General features: G+C 61.3%; 21 protein-coding genes, 1 tRNA gene and 1 pseudogene. 8 read left to right on the top strand and 15 right to left on the bottom strand.

All coding sequences use genetic code 11. The annotated features are described in order from the left end of the window. Window positions 1-6: 6 nt before the first annotated feature. Complete coding sequence (mazG, locus tag LB541_RS13965; RefSeq protein ID WP_140564569.1) at window positions 7-831, bottom strand: nucleoside triphosphate pyrophosphohydrolase; 825 nt, start codon at window positions 829-831, stop codon at window positions 7-9. 89 nt (window positions 832-920) lie between these two features. Beyond that, window positions 921-2,105 (bottom strand): aromatic amino acid transaminase, encoded by a 1,185-nt coding sequence (locus LB541_RS13960; RefSeq protein WP_140498574.1) that lies wholly within the window; start codon window positions 2,103-2,105, stop codon window positions 921-923. Between the two features lie 193 nt (window positions 2,106-2,298). On the opposite strand from LB541_RS13960, the gene LB541_RS13955 reads away from it, so the two are divergent. The 5 genes from LB541_RS13955 to LB541_RS13935 all read left to right on the top strand — a co-directional run bounded on the left by LB541_RS13955 (window position 2,299) and on the right by LB541_RS13935 (window position 5,903). Continuing rightward, window positions 2,299-2,832 (top strand): sigma-70 family RNA polymerase sigma factor, encoded by a 534-nt coding sequence (locus LB541_RS13955; RefSeq protein ID WP_411969785.1) that lies wholly within the window; start codon window positions 2,299-2,301, stop codon window positions 2,830-2,832. Next, the gene (locus tag LB541_RS13950) at window positions 2,829-3,602 is read left to right on the top strand and encodes an anti-sigma factor family protein (protein ID WP_140632734.1); all 774 of its coding nucleotides are present in this window, start codon (window positions 2,829-2,831) and stop codon (window positions 3,600-3,602) included. The genes LB541_RS13955 and LB541_RS13950 overlap by 4 nt, the downstream gene beginning before the upstream one ends. 23 nt (window positions 3,603-3,625) lie before the next feature. After that, the gene (locus tag LB541_RS13945) at window positions 3,626-4,342 is read left to right on the top strand and encodes a Bax inhibitor-1/YccA family protein (RefSeq protein ID WP_140686436.1); all 717 of its coding nucleotides are present in this window, start codon (window positions 3,626-3,628) and stop codon (window positions 4,340-4,342) included. Between the two features lie 205 nt (window positions 4,343-4,547). Then, window positions 4,548-5,432: an aldose 1-epimerase family protein gene (locus LB541_RS13940; RefSeq protein WP_140664471.1), complete on the top strand. Its 885-nt coding sequence runs from the start codon at window positions 4,548-4,550 to the stop codon at window positions 5,430-5,432. 78 nt (window positions 5,433-5,510) lie between these two features. Beyond that, entirely contained in the window at window positions 5,511-5,903 is a 393-nt protein-coding gene (locus LB541_RS13935) for a GFA family protein (RefSeq protein WP_140498579.1), read from the top strand. Between the two features lie 48 nt (window positions 5,904-5,951). Here the strand turns inward: LB541_RS13935 and LB541_RS13930 are convergent, their stop codons facing one another. Then, on the bottom strand, window positions 5,952-7,469 hold the full coding sequence (locus LB541_RS13930) for a winged helix-turn-helix domain-containing tetratricopeptide repeat protein (RefSeq protein WP_181165347.1): 1,518 nt from the start codon (window positions 7,467-7,469) through the stop codon (window positions 5,952-5,954). Window positions 7,470-7,604: 135 nt separating this feature from the next. Between LB541_RS13930 and LB541_RS13925 the strand changes: the two genes are divergently transcribed. Continuing rightward, window positions 7,605-7,865 (top strand): DUF1127 domain-containing protein, encoded by a 261-nt coding sequence (locus tag LB541_RS13925; protein ID WP_181165346.1) that lies wholly within the window; start codon window positions 7,605-7,607, stop codon window positions 7,863-7,865. 358 nt (window positions 7,866-8,223) lie between these two features. Then, window positions 8,224-8,991: a putative nucleotide-diphospho-sugar transferase gene (locus tag LB541_RS13920; protein ID WP_210239466.1), complete on the top strand. Its 768-nt coding sequence runs from the start codon at window positions 8,224-8,226 to the stop codon at window positions 8,989-8,991. A gap of 385 nt (window positions 8,992-9,376) precedes the next feature. On the opposite strand, the gene LB541_RS13915 is transcribed toward LB541_RS13920, so the two are convergent. The 8 genes from LB541_RS13915 to LB541_RS13880 form a co-directional block, all read right to left on the bottom strand. Then, complete coding sequence (locus LB541_RS13915) at window positions 9,377-9,862, bottom strand: GlcG/HbpS family heme-binding protein (RefSeq protein WP_140561186.1); 486 nt, start codon at window positions 9,860-9,862, stop codon at window positions 9,377-9,379. A 280-nt stretch (window positions 9,863-10,142) separates the two neighbouring features. Then, window positions 10,143-10,964, bottom strand: coding sequence for an MBL fold metallo-hydrolase (locus tag LB541_RS13910; RefSeq protein WP_224618658.1), 822 nt, complete (start codon window positions 10,962-10,964; stop codon window positions 10,143-10,145). Next, window positions 10,961-11,761 (bottom strand): TatD family hydrolase, encoded by an 801-nt coding sequence (locus tag LB541_RS13905; protein ID WP_140632740.1) that lies wholly within the window; start codon window positions 11,759-11,761, stop codon window positions 10,961-10,963. Before LB541_RS13905 ends, LB541_RS13910 begins: the two co-directional genes overlap by 4 nt. Continuing rightward, on the bottom strand, window positions 11,761-13,314 hold the full coding sequence (gene metG, locus LB541_RS13900) for a methionine--tRNA ligase (RefSeq protein ID WP_224618657.1): 1,554 nt from the start codon (window positions 13,312-13,314) through the stop codon (window positions 11,761-11,763). Before metG ends, LB541_RS13905 begins: the two co-directional genes overlap by 1 nt. 83 nt (window positions 13,315-13,397) lie before the next feature. Further along, a complete protein-coding gene (locus LB541_RS13895; RefSeq protein ID WP_224618656.1) occupies window positions 13,398-14,453 on the bottom strand; it encodes a DNA polymerase III subunit delta' in 1,056 nt (351 codons plus the stop codon). Then, window positions 14,450-15,124 carry a dTMP kinase gene (tmk, locus tag LB541_RS13890; RefSeq protein WP_140498585.1) on the bottom strand — a complete coding sequence of 225 codons (675 nt, stop codon included), beginning with the start codon at window positions 15,122-15,124 and terminating at the stop codon, window positions 14,450-14,452. The genes LB541_RS13895 and tmk overlap by 4 nt, the downstream gene beginning before the upstream one ends. Before the next feature lie 183 nt (window positions 15,125-15,307). Then, window positions 15,308-16,474 (bottom strand): D-alanyl-D-alanine carboxypeptidase family protein, encoded by a 1,167-nt coding sequence (locus tag LB541_RS13885; RefSeq protein ID WP_140761996.1) that lies wholly within the window; start codon window positions 16,472-16,474, stop codon window positions 15,308-15,310. Between the two features lie 82 nt (window positions 16,475-16,556). Beyond that, window positions 16,557-17,774: a septal ring lytic transglycosylase RlpA family protein gene (locus LB541_RS13880; protein ID WP_140761998.1), complete on the bottom strand. Its 1,218-nt coding sequence runs from the start codon at window positions 17,772-17,774 to the stop codon at window positions 16,557-16,559. Between the two features lie 328 nt (window positions 17,775-18,102). Between LB541_RS13880 and LB541_RS13875 the strand changes: the two genes are divergently transcribed. After that, window positions 18,103-18,192 (top strand) — tRNA-Ser (locus tag LB541_RS13875). 44 nt (window positions 18,193-18,236) lie between these two features. Here LB541_RS13875 and LB541_RS13870 read toward each other — a convergent pair. From LB541_RS13870 to LB541_RS13855, 4 genes and pseudogenes are all read right to left on the bottom strand, one after another. Then, window positions 18,237-18,849 (bottom strand): annotated as a pseudogene (locus tag LB541_RS13870) (integrase core domain-containing protein); the annotation flags it as partial. 522 nt (window positions 18,850-19,371) lie between these two features. Continuing rightward, window positions 19,372-19,626 (bottom strand): hypothetical protein, encoded by a 255-nt coding sequence (locus tag LB541_RS13865; protein ID WP_140762000.1) that lies wholly within the window; start codon window positions 19,624-19,626, stop codon window positions 19,372-19,374. Beyond that, window positions 19,623-21,197: a glycosyltransferase gene (locus tag LB541_RS13860; RefSeq protein WP_140762003.1), complete on the bottom strand. Its 1,575-nt coding sequence runs from the start codon at window positions 21,195-21,197 to the stop codon at window positions 19,623-19,625. The genes LB541_RS13865 and LB541_RS13860 overlap by 4 nt, the downstream gene beginning before the upstream one ends. Next, on the bottom strand, window positions 21,194-22,426 hold the full coding sequence (locus LB541_RS13855) for a glycosyltransferase family 4 protein (RefSeq protein WP_140762125.1): 1,233 nt from the start codon (window positions 22,424-22,426) through the stop codon (window positions 21,194-21,196). The genes LB541_RS13860 and LB541_RS13855 overlap by 4 nt, the downstream gene beginning before the upstream one ends. Window positions 22,427-22,496: the final 70 nt, after the last annotated feature.

Genomic DNA, 22,496 nt, shown 5'->3' with positions numbered 1-22,496 from the left:
CGCCAGTTATTTCGCGCTCTTCGCTTCCTGCCAGAGCGCTTCCATTTCGTCCAGATCAGCCTTTTCCAGCGAACTGCCGGATTTCTCCAGGGCCTGCTCGACATAGTGGAAGCGCGAACGGAATTTCTCGTTGGTGCCGCTTAGCGCTGCTTCCGAATCGAGCTTCAGGTGACGGCCGAGATTCACGACGGCAAACAGCATATCGCCGAATTCATCCTTGATCTCCGCGGTTTGGCCTTTGGCCAGCGCCTCGCGCAATTCGCGGATCTCTTCCTCGATCTTGTCGAGGATGGGGGCTGCCTCGCTCCAGTCGAAACCGACGCGGGCGGCCTTCTCCTGAAGCTTCAATGCCCGCGTCAGTGCGGGCAGGGCGACCGGCACGCTGTCCAGAAACCCCTTGCCGTTGTCTTCCGGGTCGAGTCCGCGCGCGAGACGGGCGCTACGCTTCTCGGCCTTCTCTTGTGCCTTGATCTTCTCCCACATGCCCTTGGCCATGCCGGCACTGCGGGCCTGTTCGTCGCCGAAGACGTGTGGATGGCGGCGGATCATCTTCGTGGTGATGGCCTGGACCACGTCGCCGAAAGCGAACTCGCCGGCTTCCTCAGCCATCCGCGCGTGGTACACGACCTGCAAAAGGAGATCGCCGAGTTCGTCGCGCAGATCGTCGAGATCGCCGCGCGCGATGGCGTCGGCCACCTCATAGGCCTCCTCGATCGTGTAAGGCGCGATGGTCGAGAAATCCTGTTCGATATCCCAGGGACAGCCGGTCTTTGGCGCACGCAGCGCCGCCATGATTTCGATCAGGCGCGAAATGTCTTTCGATGGCTTCATGCGGCGGATGCTATCGCGCGGTCCGCCGCGCGGCCAATGCTGTCGGCGAGCGAAGCGGGCTTGTCCACAGTTGCGCCGAACAAGTCCGGTCAGTCGAGCACGGAAACGATCGCCTTGGCGAGCTTGTCCATGCCGTCTTCCGGCAGGCCGGCGACATTGATGCGGCTGTCGCCGACCATGTAGACGCCATATTCCGCGCGCAGCCGTTCGACCTGCGCTTCCGTGAGCCCAAGCCGGGAAAACATGCCGCGATGGCTGGCGACGAAATCGAAGCGGTCGGAATTGGACTGCCGGCGCAGCGCCTCGGCGAATTGCACCCGAAGCCTGAGCATGCGCAGGCGCATCTCCTCGAGCTCGGCTTCCCAGTCCGCGCGCAAGACCGCGTCCTCGAGCACGATGCGCACTGCCGCTGCGCCGTGGTCCGGCGGCATCGAATACATGGCACGAGCCGCCGACAGCATCTGGCCCAGCGCCACGTCGGCCTGCGCGCTGTCCCTGGCCAGGATCATCGCCGCGCCGACACGGTCGCGGTAGACGGCGAAGTTCTTCGAGCAGCTGGACGCGACGACCATTTCCGGAACTTTTTCGGCCAGCAGCCGCAGTCCGCCGGCATCGGCCTCGAGGCCATCGCCAAAGCCCTGATAGGCAATGTCGACAAACGGCAGCAGGCCGCGCTCGACGACGAGATCGGTGACAGCGGCCCACTGCGCGATGTCCAGATTGGCGCCGGTCGGGTTGTGGCAGCAGCCATGCAGCAGCACCACGTCGCCGCCCTTCGCCGTGCGCAGTGCTGCCAGCATGTCGTCGAAGCGAACGGCGCCCGATGTCGCGTCGAAATAGGGATATTCACGGATTTGCAGCCCGGCGGCGCGCATCACTGGCATGTGGTTCGGCCAGGTGGGATCGGACAACCAGACCGTCGCATCGGCGCGGGTTCGCTTCAAAAGCTCGGCCACCAGCCGCAACGCGCCGGAGCCGCCCGGCGCCTGCGCGGCACGGATCCGCGTCATGTCTGCGTCCGCACCGAAGGCGAGCCTGGCCATCACGGTATTGAACCCGGTGTCGCCGGCGAGGCCGAGATAAGTCTTGGTGTCCTGACCCTGCAGCAGCCGCTTCTCCGCCTCGCGCACGGCCCGCATGACCGGCGTCTTGCCGTCGCGATCCTTGTAGACGCCGACACCGAGGTCGACCTTGTCGGGTCGAGGATCGGCACGATAGAGGCCGATTAGGGCAAGGATCTTGTCGGCGGCAGCCGGCTGAAGGTTTTCAAACATCTGCATGGTTCCGTTGGCGCGGCGGAGTGATACGCAAATCGAACCCCTTGCACCAGCGGTTTTAACTCGCGCCAGCCTGAATCGCATGGCCTGGCATCGCTGCGAGCTACCTCCGCGGCTGCATATCTGCGGCGTTTCGCGAAAAAATCTGCAGGGCCGGGATTAAAACCCCCACATGTTCCGTAAACAGGGCATGAAACGGTCGATGCCACGCTTCGATATCGTCGGACAACTCGGTTCGCTCAGGCGTTACGCGCGCTCGCTGACGCGCGACGGTGCCGATGCCGAGGATCTCGTGCACGACGCTCTTGTGCGCGCCTATGAGCGGCGCGGCACCTTCCGCTCGGGCGGAAATTTGCGCGCCTGGCTGCTGTCCATCGTCCACAACACGTTCGTCGACCGCATGCGCTCGCGACGCTCGGAGGCAGCGCGCCTCGAACAGGCTGGATACCTTGCGGACGGCAGCGCGCCGGCGCCGCAGGAGCATTCGGTGCGCCTGGGCCAGGTGCGCGATGCTTTTTTCAGCCTGCCCGAAGAACAGCGCTCGGCCCTGCATCTCGTCGCCATAGAGGGCCTTTCCTACAGCCAGGCGGCCGATGCCAGCGGCGTGCCACTTGGAACGCTGATGTCGCGCATTGGCAGGGCGCGCGCCGCGCTTCGCGAGATGGAGGAGGGGGCTCCGACGAAGGCGAAAAATCACCTCAGGATTGTTGGAGGCCCGTCATGACAGGAACTATCGACCCCGTGACGGACGCTGATCTCGACGCCTATGTCGACGATCAGCTCGACGTCTCGCGCCGTATCGAAGTCGAGGCCTTCCTCTCCGCCCGGCCGGAAGCGGCCGCGCGTGTGATGTCGGATCTCAGGATGCGGGACGAACTGCGCGTAGCGCTGGCCGGATCAGGCGGCATGGCGAGGCCGACGACGACCGATGCCGCGCGGCGCCTGGAGAGGGGACTTGCCCGGGGGCGCATCTTCGGCGTGTTGCAGCGTGCCGCGGCGGTGGCCGCTTTCGTCGCCGCCGGCTGGCTGGCCAACGGCATTGTCGGGCCGATGTCTGTGACCAGGGTCGTCGCCTCGCCGCAGCCGCCCGCCTATGTCGACGAGGCGGTGCGCGCGCACAGGACGACCCTTGTGCGCGAAAGCATGTCTTCGCAGGCCGAGGCGCCAAATTACAATGCCGGCGAAATCCGCGCGGCGACGGCCATCGTCATGCCGTCCTTGCCCAATGACTGGAAGGTCCGCGACGTGCAGGTCTATCCATCGCGCTTCGGCCCCAGCGTCGAGATGGCGGTCGAGACCAAGGAGATGGGCCTGGTGTCGCTGTTCGCGATACGGCCGGGAACCTTCGACGTGGTCAAGCCGACCGTCGCGCCCTCGGGCGACATTTCCTCGGCCTATTTCCAGATCGGCGAGGTCGCTTATGCGGTGGTCGCGCAAAGCCAGGTCCGCGACCTCGACCGCGCCGCCGAGACGCTTGCGAGAACGCTTTACTGATCCGTTCACAAAGGAGAATGCAAATGAACACGCCCAACCTGGGATACCGCGTCGGCACCGGCGCCCAAAGCGGCGCCCTCTACGACGAGGGCCTGCGCCAGCACATGCTGCGCGTCTACAACTATATGGGCCTCGGCCTCGTGGTCACCGGCCTCATCGCGTTCATGGTGTCGTCGACGCCCGCGCTCTACGTGCCAATCTTTTCCAGCCCGCTGAAATGGGTGGTGATGCTGGCGCCGCTCGCCTTCGTCCTGCTGTTCTCGTTCAAGATGCAGACGATGTCGGCGGCAAACGCGCAGGCGATGTTCTGGGCCTTCTGTGCGGTCATGGGTCTGTCGCTGGCCTCGGTCTTCCTGGTTTTCACCGGAACCAGCATCGCACGCACCTTCTTCATCGCCGCCACCATGTTCGGCGCCACCAGCCTCTACGGCTACACGACCCGGCGTGACCTGACCCAGTTCTCGTCCTTTCTGATCATGGGCCTGATCGGCGTGGTGATTGCCAGCATCGTCAACATCTTTCTCGGCTCGACCGCTTTGCAGTTCGCCATCTCGGTGATCGGCATCGCCGTGTTCATCGGCCTGACTGCCTGGGACACGCAGTCGATCAAGGAACAGTATGCGGAGAACTTCGACGCGGAGTCGCGGCAGAAGCTGGCCGTTTTCGGCGCCTTCTCGCTCTACCTCAACTTCGTCAACATCTTCCAGCTGTTGCTGAACTTCACCGGCGAGCGGGAATAGTCCGAACTGTAGCAGGCAACACCTTGCATCTTGCCGTGGCCGGAGGGAAATCTCCGGCCACTCTTCATTTGAGACGGCGCCTTGCCCGCTTGTGCCATCGCACGTTCATCGTGACTGTGTGAAACGCAATGCAAACCGCCGCCTTGAGTTCACGCCTGGCCATTTGCTAGCCTGCCGGCCAAGCAAAGACAAACCGCGAGAACATATGGCACAGGACAGCCAGACACTTCATGGCGACGACATCTCGGCCGTTATAGTCGGGCAGGGGGCCGAACTGGTCTCGCTGCGGGATGCGGATGGGCTGGAGCTTGTGTGGCAGGCCGGACCGGCCTGGCGCCGTCATTCCCCGGTGTTGTTTCCGATCGTCGGCCGGCTGAAGGGCGACCAACTGCGCCATCGCGGCCAGACCTATCCGATGACGCAGCACGGCTTCGCCCGCGATAAGTCGTTTGCCTGGGCGGAGAGGGGTTCTCGGTCCTGCATGCTGGTGCTCACCGACGACGCGGAGACCCGAACGCACTACCCCTTCGCCTTCCGTCTGGCGGTAACCTACACTCTCGACGGCCGGCAGCTTGGCGTCACGTTCGAGATCACCAACACCGGCGACGAGCCGCTACCGGCGTCGATCGGGGCGCACCCGGCATTCAACTGGCCGCTGCTGCCGGACCTGCCCAAGGAGGCCTACCGCCTGACCTTTGCAAAGCCCGAGCATGCGCCGATCCGCCGTCTCAAGGACGGGTTACTGCTGGCGGCAAGGCAGCCGACGCCCATCGAGGGCAACATTCTCGCTTTGTCGGATCGGCTGTTTGACGAGGATGCCTTGATCCTGGACCAGCCTTCCAGCACCGCTGTGCGTTACGGTGCCGATCGTGGTCCGGCGATCGAGATGCATTGGAACGGATTCCGGGAATTGGGCGTCTGGTCAAAGCCGGGCGGCGCGCCATTCCTCTGCATCGAACCCTGGCACGGCCTCGCCAGCCCGGTGGATTTCGATGGCGAATTCGCCGACAAGCCAGGAGTGATGCTGATCGAGCCGGCCGGAAGGTGCGTGCTCGGCTATCGGATCGAACTTCAACCGCAGACGCATTAGCTGAAAGGCTGGCGTCGCGTTCATGGATGGTGGAGTTGTTCGTAAACATCCAACTCGCTTGATTTGGAGGAATGCAGCATGGACCGATTCACCGGCGGTTGCCTGTGCGGCAACGTCCGAATTGTGGCGACTGGACGCCCATACCGGGTGGGCCTTTGTCACTGTCTCGACTGCCGCAAGCATCATGGGGCGCTTTTTCACGCTTCCGCGATTTTCCCTCAGGATGCGGTGACGATCGATGGCGAAACCCGTGACTACGCCGGGCGGTTCTTCTGTCCCCGTTGCGGCTCGACCATTTTTGGTCGCACCGCCGACGAAATCGAAGTGAACCTGGGATCCCTGGATGCCCCGGACCAACTGACGCCAACGTACGAAAGCTGGATCGTCCGTCGCGAAACCTGGTTGCCGCCGTTTCCGCTCACGAGACGATATGAGCGCGATCGTGACGCCACGGGTCGGTTCGAAGAGTAGGCGGCACGAACGGCGGGAAGGCGCCATGACCAAGGGACCGGCGGCGCTTCAATCCGGAAGGCCGGCCTTGCGGAAGCCATCGACGAAATGGTCGAGCATCGCCGGATCGCGGAAGGGCTCCGTCCAGACCCAATGGCTGGTGGTGAAATGCGGATTGCCGACGAGGAACAGTTCGACTTCCGCGCGCGCCTCGTCGAGCCGGCCGAGCTGCGCGAGGCTGGCCGCCAGGAAGCGGCGTGAGCTGGTGCGGTAAGTCTCGTCCCGGCGCAGTGTCTTGACGGCGGCTTCGTAGTCGCGCGCCGCATATTGCGCCGCGCCGAGCGTCAGATAGTACCAGCTTGCCGGAAACGGGTTGAGCCGGAACGCCTTGCGGATCTGTTCGAGTCCTTCCTCGACCCGCCCGGCCAGCACGGAGATGTCAGACAAAGTCGCCCAGGCATCGGCCTCGTTGGGGTCGAGCTCGAACGTTCTGGCGAACTCGGCATCCGCCTCGGCGAAGTTGCGTTCATAGGCAAGCAGGTTGCCGAGCACCCATCGGCAGCCGGCGTCGTTGGGATCGATCGCCACCGCCTTGCGCGCCAGCTCCAGGGCAATGTGGCGGTTGGGTTCCACCGGTTCGCCCCAATGCACCCATCCCATCCAGTGGTTCATGGCAAGCCAGCGATAGGCTTCGGCATAGTCGGGATCGAGCGCGACCGCGCGCGTCAGCATCAGATGCGCCTCCCGCGCCGTCTGCGGCGAATCGTCGATTAGCTTGCGCGCCCGCACGCACAGATCGTAGGCCTCGAGATTCTTGGGTCGATTGCGCGGCGGCGGCGCGCGCAGCCGGCCAAGCAGCGCCTCCACGATCTTGGCCGTCACCTCGTCCTGAACGGCAAAGATATCGTCCAGCCGGCGATCGAAGCGTTCCGCCCACAGGTGGTCGCCGCTCGCCGCGTCGACCAGCTGGGCGTTGATGCGCACGCGCCCCGCGGCACGTCTTGCGCTGCCCTCCAGGAGGTAACGCACGCCAAGCTCCCGGGCGATCTCGCGCACGTCCATGGCCTTTCCCTTGTAGGCGAACGTCGAGTTGCCCGCGATGACGAACAGACCCGAGGCTCTGGACAGGTCGGTGATCAGGTCTTCGGTCAATCCGTCGGCGAAGGGCTCCTGTTCGGGGTCGTTGCTGAGATTGACGAAGGGCAGCACGGCTATCGACGGCTTGTCGGGCAGCGGCAAAGCTTTTCGCTTCGCGCCATCAAGGGGTTCGACCATCCCCGTGAAGCGGTAGCCGACGCGCGGAACAGTGGTGATCCATTCACCGCCGTCGGCGGACGGACCAAGCAGCTTGCGCAACTGCGCGATCTGGACGGTGAGATTGCCTTCCTCGACGGCAGTACCCGGCCACGCCGCGTCCATCAGCTTGGCCTTATCGAGAATTTCGCCAGGCCGTCCGACGAGCGCCGCCAGCAGCTTCAGCCCGCGGTAGCCGACGGCAACAGGATCATCGTTCCGAAGCAGCGTTCCCGCATCCGGATCAAGCACGAACGGACCGAAGGCAAAGCGCGATCCCTGCATAAGGCGCATCTATAGCCCGTTTGGAACTTTTGAGAACTATTTGGGAGGGCTTAATTACGGCGCTGTTCGCATCCGGCACAATTCAACCTCTTTCAGGTCGAGGTCCCAAGTCGAGGACCCACCCTCAAACCATAGGAGGTTGCCATGAACGATACCCTTGCATCAACGCGGTGTCAGACGGTGCGGCCGAGAATGCCCGTAGTGCTGGCGGAAGCGTCGCGTCGGCACTTGGCGACCCTGCGAAGCATTGTCGCGGCCTGGCACGATCGGACCTGGCGCGAGCGGATACGCTTTCGCTGGGAGCTTGAGCGAATGTCGAAGGACAATCCCCATCTGATCGACGACATCGGATTGACGAGACAACAGGTCGAGGCGGAGCTGGCAAAGCCTTTTTGGCAACGGTAGGCCGAATGCTGCAACCAGAGCGAGCGGAGCTCATTGAAAGTTCTGGGGTAGGGAGGTTGCCTCGAGAAGCCGGGGGCAAACCAGCAGCGCGTCGCCAGATCCAAAGCACGAACTCGCCGAGGTCATCGACCAGGTGTATCCTTACGGCTGCATCATGGCCGGCGAAATGATCTGGTTGAGCGCAAGGACAGGAGTTCCAGACCGCGGCCTCGGCCCAGCTGGCGCCCCTCGTCAACAAAATGGTTGTGGCCCAATGTTTTCTGCGCCGCTACCTATGACTTTATCGCATTGCGAGGCTATTCGGACTTATTGCTATATGCTTGGCGTCTAAATATTCATATCCTAATAAGGCTTCGCGTTGCTCACCCACATTCTTGATTTGTTCCGGGCCACCAAACACAGGCACCGGGAAATGCTCGCTCCCTTCCCGATAAACCCACAGCCGTCCGGCAACCCGGACAAGGCCGGTGAAATCGTGGCGTTCTTTACGATCAACTCCTTCTATGAGACAGAAGCCGCTCGCATGACCGCGTCAGCGTGGCGTCTTGGCCTTTCTGTCCAAGCCCGGCCATTCGCCGACGCTGGATCCTGGGTGCGCAACGCGAGCCTGAAGCCGACATTCCTTGTCAATATGCGTAGGAGGCTTCAGGGACCGCTGCTGTATGTGGACGTCGACACGGTCTTCCATCATGATCCCTGGCCGGAGCTCGCCGGTTTTGATTGCGACATCGCGGTCTATCGCGAAAGTGGCCGGCTGATGGCTGGAACCATCCTCATCAACGATACGCCGGCTGCTCGCGAGATCCTCGCCTTGTGGAAGAAGCGCAGCGATGAAAACCCGGAAGTCTGGGATCAGGTCGTGCTGCAGGAAATCCTCGACGAAGATCAGGCCTCGGCAAGCCCGCGCTATCGCGAAGGCCAGCTCCCGGCGCCGTTCTGCTGGGTGTTCGACCGCCTTGAGAATGGGAAGCCCGATAAGGTGTATATCGAGCAGCTCCAGGCGAGCCGGGAAATCTATGAGCGGCACGCTCGCGGCAAAGCACGCAGAGGTCTCAACCGTCGGCAGGACCGAGTCCGGACCATTGAGCGCATTCTTGACGAACACAGAGAGCGGCTACGCAGGTAGCCGACGACAGCCATTGCTGCAGCTTCGATGCCCTCGCGGGCGGCGACGAAGCGGCTGCCATGTGGCCCGTGATCTGCAAAGCGTTCATTCCAATTCACCAGTTTAGCAGAACGGGCACCAAAAACCGTGTCAGGAGAGTTGAGGTGGGGAGATTGGCTGCGCACAAGCAGGAGCGACATTCCTACCTTGCCGAAAGTCGCATAAGATAGATTATGGAACTAAGCTTCCAGCTCGGGTCTCAGGATCGGCCGTCGGTTGCCGGTCGAATGCGATCTTACGTCCGCCGGTTCCGGTGTGGAGACAGGGTTCACAGACTGAACCCCGTTCAACAGAGCAGCCCGCCTTGGACGGGCTGCGTTGGCATCTTAGGCAGGTCTAGGCAGGTCTACTCGGCGGCGCCGATCGCCTTGAGCCCGGCGGCGGCGCATTTGGCGTCGATATCGCCCGAAGGAGCACCGCCGACGCCAATGCCGGCCACCAAGGCATCGCCGAACTTGACCGGCAAGCCGCCAGCCTGGATCACCATGCGACGATCCATGTCACGCATGCCGTCATTTGCCGGCTTGGAGGCTATGAATTCGGCGAGCCCCGCAGTGTCGCGACCCAAGGCTGCCGCGGTGAAGGCCTTGCCTTCGGCGCTGGATGCGGTGTGTGCGCCGGAATTATCGGCCTTGAGCAGCACTTGCGTCGCGCCGCTCCGCGCCACGATGGCGACGCTGACATTGCTGCCTTCGGCAGCGCAGGCCTCCAGCGCGGCTTGTGCTGCCTTGGTTGCCCGCTCAAGCGGCAAGTAAGGGACGGTTGGCAATTCCTGCGCTGTGGCAGCGATAGGAGCAAGAAGCGTCACTGTAAGTACGAGTTCGCGAATCATCGGGCCTCTCCTTTCCAACTAACGGGCAAAGGTTAGCGCCTCTTGCTCTCAATGTATATTTTAGGAAGCCATCACATAGACTGCCTGTCAGGCCTGCAATGCAGATCGACGAGCATCCACCGGCCTGACAATGCAATCCTCTTTTGGCATTTTGCAATCTTGAAGCGACAGCGAACTGGCGACGGCCGTGTGGCGATCCCAGGTGCAAGATCTCGACATCGGACCTGTATCGGCGGCTCGCTGCCAGGCGATCAGTGCCATCAGCTATGAAGAGAATATTCTATCCGTCTGATCTATAAGGAATTTCAAGCGCCATGCCATCAAATGCCGGCTCGACATTTGCCGGAGTCTCAGCCATCACGGTAGCGTAGTCCAGCGGCCCATGCATATGGGTCAGCACAGCCTGTTTCGGGGCCAGCCGCTCGATCCACTCAAGCGCCTCGCCAAGCGACAGATGGCTCGGGTGCGTCCTGTACTGCAGCGCGTCGATGATCAGGACATCGAGATTACGCAGCCGTTCGGCAGTGGCAGCCGGAAAATCGCTGATGTCGGGGCAATAGGCTAGTCCGCCGATACGGAAGCCGAGCGATATGATGTCGCCATGGACCTGCGGCAGCGGCTCGAGGGTGAGGGCACCGCCCTCGCCTTCGATCACGACGGGCTTTGCGTGATCGATGATATGGGCGTCGACGATCGGCGGATAGGAACTGCCTTGCGGCGTCTCGAAACAGTAGCCGAAGGCCTGGCGCAGCCGCAGCATCGTTGGCTGATCGGCATGGATATCGATCCGCTGCCGCTGGTCGAGCACGAAGCCGCGCAGGTCGTCGATGCCGTGGATGTGGTCGGCATGTGGATGGGTGTAGACGACGGCATCGATGCGTTTGACCGAGGCCATCAGCATCTGCTGGCGGAAATCCGGTCCTGTGTCGATGACGACGGTGGTGCGGGCGCCGCTCTCGGCAATCCGCTCGACAAGGGCTGCCGTGCGCATGCGCCGATTTTTCGGATTTTGCGGATCGCAATTGCCCCAGTCGCCGGTGATGCGCGGCGTGCCCGGTGACGAGCCGCAGCCGAGAATGGTGAGGCGCAGCCGGTCTGTCATCGTTCAGGCGCTTTGCTCTGCGGGGGCGGCATCTTGCCGAACAGCCGGAAGAAATTATCGGTCGTCAAAGCTGCGATTTCACCTTCGCTGACGCCGATCGTCTCGGCCAGAACCCTGGCCGTGTGCGCGACATAAGCGGGTTCGTTGCGCTTGCCGCGAAATGGGATCGGCGCGAGATATGGCGCATCGGTCTCCACCAGCAGCCGGTCGTGCGGCAGGTCGGCGGCTATGGCGCGTATTTCGGCCGAATTCTTGAAGGTCAGGATGCCGGAAAACGAAACATAGCCGCCCAGCGAGACGCCGACCTCGGCCAGCCTGCGTCCCGACGAAAAACAGTGCAGGACGAACGGGAAGGCGCCCTTCCCCGTTTCTTCCTCAAGGATATGAGCCATGTCGTCGTCGGCGTCGCGCGAATGGATGACCAGCGGCAGGCCCGTCTCGCGAGCAGCGGCGATGTGGTTGCGCAAACCCTGCGCCTGCGCATCGCGGGGCGCTTTGTCATAGAAATAGTCGAGCCCGGCTTCGCCGATCGCCACCACCTTGGGATGGGCGGACAGGCGCACGAGATCCGCCGTCGTCACGTCAAGCTCTTCGGCCGCATTGTGCGGATGGGTTCCGACGGAGCAGTATACTTCGTCGAAAGCGTCTGCGATTTCAAGTATTTGCTGAAATCGCTTCACGCGCGTCGAAATCGTCACCATGCGGCCGATCCCGGCGGCCAGGGCGCGAGCGACGATGGACGCCCGCTCCTCTGAGAAGTCCGGAAAATCCAGATGGCAGTGGCTGTCGACGAGCATCAGCCGTTCGCTTCCGGCTGATCGACATAACGCGGAAATACGCCTTCTGGCACAGGCAACGCTCTGCCCGGCACAAGCGCATGGTCGGCGTGGAGATGCACGAAATCGCGCTCGTCTGCCGGCACCGCCAGCAGGTCAAGCAGCTTCGCGGCCGATCCTGGAGTGAAGGGCTGGCACAGAATCGCCACGCGCCGGACCACTTCGGCCGTAGTCCACAATACCGTTTGCATGCGCTCGGGGTTGGTCTTCTTCAGCGCCCAGGGTTCCTGTCCGGCGAAATACCGGTCGGCTTCGGCCACCACGCCGAAGATCGATGCCAGCGCCAGATGGATGCCTTGCTCGGCCATTGCCTTGCGCGCGGCGGCAAGAGCGGCCGCCGCCTGATCGAGGATTGCCTTGTCCGCATCCGTCAGCTCGCCGCGCGTCGGCACCACGCCGCCGCAGTTCTTGGCGATCATCGACAGCGAGCGCTGCGCCAGATTGCCGATGCCGTTGGCAAGGTCGGCATTGGTGCGGTTGACGATCGCTTCGTGGCTGTAGCTGCCGTCCTGGCCGAACGGCACCTCGCGCAGGAAGAAATAGCGCACCTGGTCGAGCCCGTAATGCTCTATCATGGTGAAGGGGTCGATGACGTTGCCGACCGATTTCGACATCTTCTCGCCGCGGTTGAACAGAAAGCCGTGGCCAAAGACGCGCTTCGGCAGCGGAATGCCTGCCGACATCAGGAAGGCCGGCCAGTAGACGGCGTGGAAACGCACGATGTCCTTGCCGATGATGTGCGCATCGGCCGGCCAGAATTTCCAATCATCTGCTTTTTCATCGGGATAGCCGACGCCGGTAATGTAGTTTGTCAGCGCGTCGACCCAGACATACATCACGTGCTTTTCGTCGCCGGGCACCGGCACGCCCCAGTCGAACGTCGTGCGCGAGATCGACAGGTCTTTCAGTCCCGATCTGACGAAGCTCATCACTTCGTTGCGCCGCTCGGCCGGGCCGATGAAATCCGGCTGGCCCTCATAGAGCGCCAGCAGTTTGTCCTGATAGGCCGAAAGCCGGAAGAAATAGCTTTCCTCCTCGACCCATTCGACCGGCGTTCCTTGCGGGCCATAGCGGATATTGTCGGGACGAACCTCGGTTTCCTCCTCGCCGTAATAAGCTTCGTCACGCACCGAGTACCAGCCGGCATAGCCGCCCCTGTAGATGTCTCCATTGGCAGCCATCGCCTTCCAGATCGCCTGAGAGGCCGCGTAGTGCCGCTCTTCGGTGGTGCGGATGAAATCGTCGTTGGAGGCGTTGAGCGCGGTCGCCATGCGCTTGAACTCAGCCGAATTGCGGTCGGCCAGTTCGCGCGCAGAAATGTCTTCCTTCTTCGCCGTCTGCAGCATCTTGATGCCGTGTTCGTCGGTGCCGGTGAGAAAGAAGACCTGCTTGCCGTCGAGCCGCTGAAAGCGGGCCAGCGCATCGGTGGCGATCAATTCGTAGGCATGGCCGATATGCGGCTTGCCATTGGGGTAAGAGATCGCGGTCGTGATGTAGAATGTATCGCGTGACATGAATGAACCGTCATGAATGTCTGAATGGAAGGCGTGGCGGTGGATATCGCATCGGGGTGGCGATTGCCATCCCGAGGGAACCATCACATTCGCATTGCAGACTTCAGGCGGTCGATCATGGTCAAGGCGTGCTGCTTCTTGTCGAGATTGTAGGTATCAGTCTCAGATATAGCGTCCAGCGCCTCATGCCAAGTGTCCGACAGCGTTTTGGCTCGTGCGAGATCGCCGGCCAGCGCCGCCCGGCTCGCCGCATCGGACAACAGATCGAGCGCGCGGCGGTTGAAGATATCGAACTGGATCGCCTGGTCGCGCCCGGCCACGACTTCGGCAAGGCGATAGGCGCCGGCGATGTCGCTCTTGCCGGCGCTCACCAGGGCGTCCAGCGTTTCGGCGATCTCCAGTCCGCCATACTGCGTCAGAAGGATCGCATTGCGGGCGCTGCCGCCTGCCCGCGTGGCCAGCGCTGCCCGCGCGGCCGGATCGCCCGGCGGCGGCGGCTCGGCGGTTTCCAGCACCGCCATCAGTTCGTCGATATCGAGCGGCGACAGCCGCACCAATTGGCAGCGCGAGCGGATCGTCGGCAACAGGCTGCCCGGTGCATGGACGATGAGGATGAACAGCGTTCGCGCCGGCGGCTCCTCAAGATTCTTCAGCAAGGCATTGGCTGCATTGGTGTTCATGTCGTCGGCCGGGTCCACGATCACCACCCGGTAGCTGCCGTCATGCGAAGTCATCGACAGGAAGCGATTGACCTTGCGGATCTCGTCGACGGTGACGACCGTCTTGAAGTTCTTGGTCTTGTCGTTCAGCGGCCGCGTCAGGTGCAGCACGCCGGGATGCGCGCCGGTGGCGATCTGGCGAAACAGCGAGGACGCCGGATCGGGAACGGCGAGCGTCTCCGGCGCCTGCTCGAAGGCCGGATGCTTCAGGAGGTGATGCGCCAGATGGAAGGCGAGCGTCGCCTTGCCGATGCCGAGCGCTCCGGCGAAGATCAGCGCGTGCGGCAGCTTTCCAGCGCGATAGGCGGCGGCGAGCATGGCGGCGGCCTGCCCGTGCCCGACCAGGCGTGGCGTTTCGGACGGTTCGGGGACGCCGTCCAGCGTGTCATGCTGTTCCGGCGCGATGCGTTCGAAGATCATGCGGGTGCGGTCTGTCTGTTGCGCATGGGCGCCCTCGCCTCCAGTGCCGCGAACACCGTGGCGGTGACGACATTTTCTACCGCATCGGGAGCGGCGGATGCGTCGATCACGACGCAGCGCTCCGGCTCGGCCGCCGCGATCGCCAGGAATGCCTCGCGGCGCGCCTCGTGAATGGCAAGTGTTTCCTTTTCGAAGCGGTCGGGGCCGGCGCCGGCGCCGCGACGTACTGTTGCGCGTCTCAGGCCTTCGGTGGGATCGATGTCGAAGATCAGCGTCATGTCGGGCATCATGCCATTGATGGCCACCTGCTCCAGCGTCTCCATGAACACCGGGTCGAGGCCGCCGGTGACGCCCTGGTAGACGCGCGAGGAATCCAGGAAGCGGTCGCATAGGACAATGGAGCCGCGCTCGACCGCCGGGCGGATGACCTGCTCGACATGGTCGGAGCGCGCCGCGGCGAAAAGCAGCGCTTCCATCTTCGGCCCGAACGGCTCGGCGGCGCCCGAAAGCAGCACATGCCGGACCGCTTCCGCGCCCGGCGAGCCGCCGGGCTCGCGGGTGACGAGGACGTCGTATTTCTTGGCGCGCATCTTTCCCGCCAGCCGCTCGATCTGCGTCGACTTGCCTGCTCCTTCGCCGCCTTCGAAGGTGATGAAAAATCCGCGTGCCAATCGAAAGGCCTTTATCCCTTATTTGAATGGATTCTAGCGCTCTAGATAGTCCGCGTTCGGGGAAACGTCCATGCCGCCGGAGTTATCGCAGTCGCTCAAAAGTGAGCTCGGCTTTGAGAGAACGACATGCATAAACAAAGACGCTAAAGCGCATCGCGTGAATCCGGTTCAGCGCGACGCGCTTTAGCGGAGCCAGCCGACGGCCAGTTCCTTGACGGCGTCGAGGGCGCGTTGCGGCAGCGTGCCGATGCCGATCGATTCGGCGGCGAACAGCGGCGTCTCCTGGCTCAGCGTATCGCCGATCCAGACCCGCAGCACGCCTACCGGCTGCCCCTCCTCCACAGGTGCGGCAACCGGTCCGTCATAGACGATGCTCGCCGTCAGTTTGTCGCGGTTGGCTACCGGCAGGAAGATGGCGATCGGCCCTTTCGCCTTCAGCGTCACGCCGGCTTTAATGCCGCCGAAAACCTGAGCTTGGCCCACCACCTCGTCCTTGGCGAAGATTTGCGTCTTCTCGAAGGAACGGGCACCCCATTCGAGCAGCTTGCGCGCCTCCTCGGCGCGTTCCTTGTCGCTGGCGAGCCCGCTCATCGCCGCGATCACCCGCGCGCCATTGTGGCTGACCGAGCCGACTATGCCGAAACCGGACACCTCACTGCTGCCGACCGCCAGGCCGTCGGCGCCGATGTCCATCGCCAGCAGCGGGTTGCGATTCCTCTGTGAAATCTTGTTCCAGGTAAAGTCCTTCAGGCCGTAGTAGCGATAAAGATCCGGATAGTCGCGCCACAGATGCAAAGCCAGCATTGCCAGTTCGCGCACGCTCGTCTGCTGGCCCTCCGCCGGCAACCCGGTCGAATTGACGAAAGTCGATTTGGCCAGGCCGATCTGGCGGGCGCGTTCGGTCATCTGCGCGGCAAAATTGTCCTCGGACCCGGCGATGCCTTCGGCCAGCACGATACAGCCGTCATTGGCCGCCTGCACCGTCACGCCCTGGATCAGGTCCTCGACCCGGACCGCCGATTTGAGCTTGGCAAACATCGTCGACGTTCCCGAAGGGGCGCCGCCCTTGCGCCAGGCGTTTTCACTCACCACGAACGTGTCGTCGAGGGTCAGGCGTCCAGACTTGACGGCGTTGAACACCACTTCCATCGTCATCAGCTTGGCCATCGAGGCCGGCTGTATCGGCTTGTCGGCGTCCTTGGAAAACAACACCGTTCCAGTCTCGGCGTCGATCATGAAGGCCTGGGCTGCCTTGGTCTCGAAAAGCTGCGCGCTGGCGGGTGCGATACAAAACAGCAGCAGGGCCAATCCCAGAAATCCGGCCAAAGGCGGAAAGACGCGCAACTGCATGAAATCTCGACCCGTTTGCCGGTTCTGGCGCGGCTAGGCTATCAGGGTTTTTTCCGCAGGATCAACCGTGCCGGAAAATAGATCAGTTGCGCACGGCCAGAGCGTCCGGCGCACCGTGCGACCAGGCCGCCTGCAGCAGATCGTCGACGCCGCCATGGCCGTCCGGATAGAGGTTCACCGCATACCAGTCCTTGCCGTCGAATTCGGACCGCTGGATCTCGATCCTGCCGAAGGGCTCGAGCGCCGCGGCCACGCGTTTTGCCTCCGTGGCGTCATCAAAGGTGCCGGCCGCGACATAGGCCGGCGATGGCGCCTGGGGATTGGCGCTCTTCCATGAGCGCAGGATGTCGGCGGGCGACATGCCGTCGTCGTCAAGTGCGGCAAAGACATCGCCGCTCCGCACGCGCTCGTCGGCATAGGAGAGCGAGGCCACCGAAAACGGCGATTGCGGCGGCAGGCCGATATCCGGACGCTCCGGCACGATCGGACCGAAGTCGGGCAGCGCCAGGTCACCCAACGCCGGCGATTGTGCCGGCACCTGCCCTTGCTGAACCATATCGGAATTCGTCAGCTGACCCGGAAATGGCACGGCGGCAGCACCCACCGGCAGGCTGGGCGACGGTCCGTTCATGGCCACCATGACGCCGGTCGGCAGGCCGTCCGATGGATCCGGTATCCTGTTGCCTGGATGGTAGGAGGCCATCAGATACTGGTCGTCATTGCCGTCGAGCGGTGCGCGGCCAACATATTCCACCTTCACCTCGGCCGTGCCGACATTGGCATAGTCGAGCATCTGGGCGGCGCGTTCCGAGACATCGATGATGCGGCCCTGGTGGTAGGGACCGCGATCATTGACGCGCACAATGACCGAACTGCCGGTCTTGAGATTGGTGACGCGGGCGTAGCTCGGCAGGGGCATGGTCGGGTGCGCCGCCGTCAGATGGCTCATGTCGTAGACTTCGCCGTTGGCGGTCAGCCGTCCATGAAAGGCATCGCCGTACCACGACGCCAGGCCGACCTTGGCATAGTGCTTGTCTTCCTTCGGATAGTACCACTTGCCGCGAACCTGGTAGGGTTTACCAAGCTGGTCGCGGCCGCCGCCACGCCGCATGAAGGCGACGCGAGGGCTGGCCTTCACGCCATATTCGGTTTCGGCGAAATATTCCTTGGAACGGGTCTTCTTGTGGACCATCCCTTTTGGTTCAGGCTGCGACGCGCAGGCGGCAAGCAAGGCTGCCGACATGGTGAATAGCGCGAAAGCGCAAGCACGGCGTAGACGCGGGCGCGCCGTAGTTTGCATTTCCTGATGTCCCCTACAGTCTCGACCAAAAACGCCGCGGCTTGAACGTCGCAGGAGCCAAAGCTTACCTGACTAAGACCAACGACGCCTCGAACCCCTGTCCTTTGTGCGCAGGAATTGTTTATCACGCTATTAATCGATTGTGGCCGGAACCGGGCAAGATTGTGACGCCACCCTGCCCGGCGTCGGCTGCCGGGAAACATGCGGTCCGCGCATGCCGGTTGACAGATCTTTGCCGGGCACACTAGAGCATCAGCAAGATGGCTCTCTTCATTCGCCGCCAGGCTCGAATATCTGATCGAGTGACGCTGGGCGAAGAGATGTCGCTGGAGGGATGGCCGAGCGGTTTAAGGCACCGGTCTTGAAAACCGGCGTGGGCGCAAGTTCACCGTGGGTTCGAATCCCACTCCCTCCGCCAAACACCGCCGTGTACGGCCCGGAGACATAGGTAACAGAATGTACCTAAGACATGGGTGACAACCTCGTGCCGAACGGGTTGTCGATGGTCTGCAAGGTCCTCTGTTCCAAGTCGATATACCCCAGATCATAGTGCATGAAGGAGACGAGCCAAATGCCGTCGTCGACTTCGCTGATGCCGAGCCTTTGGCCGGCGAGCACGGTGGAGATGTTTATCTTCTTCCTGTGCATGCAGATGCGGCCGCAGGCGGTGACGAGGATGTCCTTGTCATGGAAGGGATATTCCAGCTCGGGTAGACCTTGATAGGCTCTTGAAGAGCCTCTGTAGAGCTCGGCTGGCACCTTCATGCCGATGGCCTCGTGGGGCCTCTCGTCATTGAATTCGCTCATGAAAGCATCGAACCTGGCCTGCTGCTGGAGGGTGTTCATGCCCGGCGGCCGGGTCGTTTCGGCCTTGAGCGTGCGGTGCATGCGCTCATGGCGAGCGTTCTCGTGCGGGTTGCCAGGCCGGATGCGCTCGATGGCGATGCCGAGCCTCAGCCAGAACACCGACAGCCTGGAGAGATTGTAGAGGCTGTTGGGTTTGCGAAAGGAAGGCCATTGTCGCTCTGATCGCTTCCGGCAGGCCGCGTTCCTTGAACAGCCGAGCACAAGCCGAAGCAACTTGTCATTTGGGCCGACTGCTTCTGGTACATTTGCTCTAATCTGAACAATGTACTACAAACCCCATCGGGCGTAGGGGGAACTATGGATAGCTTTTTTTGGTGGACGGGCGCGTTCGTGTGGGCGTCGACGTTAGTCGCTGCAATAGTGAGCGTAACGATAGGATACGTAGTACTTTTTGGAGGAGACGATCTAGAAGAGAGGCCACAGAAGCGGCCCGACAAGCGTGTCCCTCTCGACACGCTGGATATGTAGCGCGACGCATGCCGAGTTTCATCGTCGATTTGATGCGTGACAGCAAAAAGCGGTGGAACGGGCCGAGGTTCGGGCCAAGAACGATGTCGAGGCCGCAAAGAACCGTGGGCCAATAACGATACGGTATGCGGATAGACCCCAGACCGGCGAATGGATCAGGGTAACGCACCCTTACGGCATTACGACTTGGTTTGAGGCGGATCGTTAGCGTTGCGCAGGCCGAGTTAAGCCTGGAACATCTTTCGCCAGTGATCCAGCATCTTTAAAGCAAGCACATTTTCCGAGTGACGGATTTCTGCGGGCCGCTTGCTGCGGCAACGGCGACATCGGCGGCAAAATCGAATGCAGCGGAAATGGCCTGTTTCCCATCTTCCCGCTTTTTCAGCTCGCTCAGCAGGCCGGTCATCACCAACTGAATGGCCATCGATTTCGCTTCCATACTGACCATCTGATCATGGTGCGCGGTGAGCGCAGCCCCGACCCGGTCGTTGTCTGGCGCCTTGCCGCCGCCCTTCATTTCGCTTCCACGGACTTCATGAGGTCCAGATACTCTTCCGCCACTGTCGACCAAGTTCTAGCCGCTTGATCCTCAAACAGCGGGCGCTGCGCATCGAGAAGGGCCTGCCTGTTATCAAGGCCCCATAGGATCTTGCGCAACATGTCTTTCCGATTTCGTGGATCAAAAGTCATAAGGTCGAGCAGGTCTTCGTCTCGAATAACTTCGGTCACCGCCGGGATGCGGCTCATCACAGAAGGCGTGCCCACCGAGTACGCCTCGGAAAACGTAAATGGGAAGCCGCCTTCGAACATGGTTGGCGTCACCGCAAGTGCAGCGAGCCGGTATAACGCTGCCAGGACCTTGTTTGGTACCGAGTAAAGCGAGATTACATCTCTTTGCAAGCCGCGATCATTTATGAAATCCTTGATCCGGTCAGTGTCTTCAATCCCGGCAGTAAGGATGAGTTTGACTGGCCGGTAATGCTCTCTTAGTATCTTCTCGTACGCAACGATCAATCCCTCAATGTTCTTATGAGGTCTGACCTGCGATGAATAGAACAGAAAAGGCACATCATCGAACCGGAAGCCATCCAGATATCGAGGGAGCACATGCCTTTTGCTAAACAAGTACCGATGTAGTACGTCGAGAGCTCCCGCTCTATTCCCGTGGGCTCCCTCGACCTCTCCCATATCGACGATGCCGTGGCGGATGACAGAAACCCTGTCGGGCGGGATACCCTGCCTTTCCACCATGTGATGTTGCTTCACGTGGTCGCTATAGCTGATCAGGTGATCGGCTGCCGCCAGGCTCGCCGTGATGCGCTCCAGGGAACCTTCAAAGTCCTCCCCAGTATATTGGGCAGGGTGCTCATAGAAGACGATATCGGGTGCCGCCATAACCACCTTTCCGTCCAGTGCAGCGACCTCTGGCCAAAACATCGATGGAACATACCAAACGTCCACATCTTTGCGACGGTTGAGCTTCCGTATCAGCCGCGATAGCTCGCTCTCACGAACGCGGTCGACGATGCCCATGGCAACTCTCGCCCTTTTCCTCGTTGCCACGTACTTCCGCTTGATGCGCAATGCGAAAGGTTGCCTCATGGCGCGCCTAATGCCTCGCCTTGCCAGAAAAACAGCCGTCAAGGACAGCGCGACAAACAAGACCGGAACGGCGAGTGCTAAGGCCAAGATGGCGAGAAGAAAGGCGCCGCCAACAAACACGATTGTCGACGATGTCGAGAGCCATGAAACGACGAGGTACAGGATCTTTTTAAGAACGCGCTTGACGCGAAACTGCCGAGCGCGTGGCTTTTTAGCCGGCTTACGAAAGTATTCCGACAGTCTCCAGATGCGAACGATGTACGGCACGCTATTTGTTGTGACGATATTAACACTGCTACGGGCGATCCCGGCATCATCTAAGAGAGCATTAATGTCGCCTCTCAGCCAAGATGGTCCGGCGATGGTAACGGAGATGCCTTTTGACCGAACTGCACCCTTAGCTATAAATCCAATTAGGCGCGAAATGCCTTCATGGGGGGCAAGCTGCTTAGGCGTGAAACCGAGGAAAATGCCAAGTCTCTTCACGCAACAATCCTGTTCAGCATGCCCCAATACTCCGTGGCGTAGTGTTGCCAAGAATGCTTTGAAAGCGTCTCCCTGGTTGGTAGCTTGAGCCGGACTTCGTTGGCTCTGGTTTCCATATCCTTCAAAGCGCCTGCCATTCCTTCGACAGATACGGCGCTGAAAAACTCCATTGGAATAGCAAACCTTTCCCCAATGTATCGCATCTGAGGATAGCCACTTACCAGCGAGGGGCAGCCGCACCAGGCAGCTTCAGCAACGGCAAATGTTCCATTATCGATCAGCGTTGGATGCCATAGAAATGCCGCGCCTGCCAGGGATTCAGCGTAACGCTCGTCTGAAATCTCGCCCTCAAACCGCACCCGATTTCTAAGAACTCTCGACCCTGCAATCTTTGCCCTGGCTTCTAATACGTGATCGTTGCTTGAAAAATATGATTTGTCACCAAATTTTGGGTCAAGCCATCGGCTGTTTGGGCCTAAGATCTTGACGTCCAGGGAGCCCTCCTTCTCCTCATAGTAGCGGATCAGCGCATCAAACGCCCTGGGGTGATTTTTATGTGGAGCAGGATTGGTCGGCCAGACGATGTACGAACGCTTCTGCTCTTGGACAGTCTCCGTTACGGGCAACCATGTTGGGTCAAAATCCATTGGTGCCAAGTGCACCTTCGAAGCAGGAATGCCTGCATAACTGATAGCGTCGAGTCTAGTTTGGGGCGTTGTAGTGATCACGGCGCTGGCTAGCCGAGCCGCCAGCATGAACGAGTGGTCGATGTCGCCCCAACCTGACTTGGGGAAGATGCCTGGGATGTACCGCTGGATATAGTCGGTCGCGAACACGATGTGCGGTTTTACAGGAGCCAGCGGCATTGCAAGACGGTCAGAAACAATTAGCCAGCAATCAGAATCGCTGCAGTTGTCAATTCCGTCGTCTGGAATTTGATACTGATCGAAGTCCAATTCAGCACTTTCGCCTTGGTTGCGCTTGATGGCAGCCACTTCTTTTCGAGATATCGTTCGCCAAGAGAATTCTCGAACCTCGATGTCATCGTTCACGAGGTCCGCAAAGACGGTCTCCAGATCGTATTCGCCCGCCAGCACAGCCACTCTGACACGGCAAGGGGTGCCGTCTTGCTGGCTGCCTTTGCTGATCATGCGCGCAATGGTTTTGGTGACGCGCAGAGAGCCACCCCGATACGGTATCGGTAGGATGATCGTTATGTGCTTGAGCAATGTCTGCCGTCTCGCCCTGAAAGATGTGGCTCTATAGCGCGGGGAAGATTGCACACACAACCTGTATTGC

This window comes from Mesorhizobium sp. BR1-1-15 (genome assembly GCF_020165475.1).
Lineage (GTDB): Bacteria > Pseudomonadota > Alphaproteobacteria > Rhizobiales > Rhizobiaceae > Mesorhizobium.
This window is presented reverse-complemented; position numbering and strand designations above follow the sequence as displayed.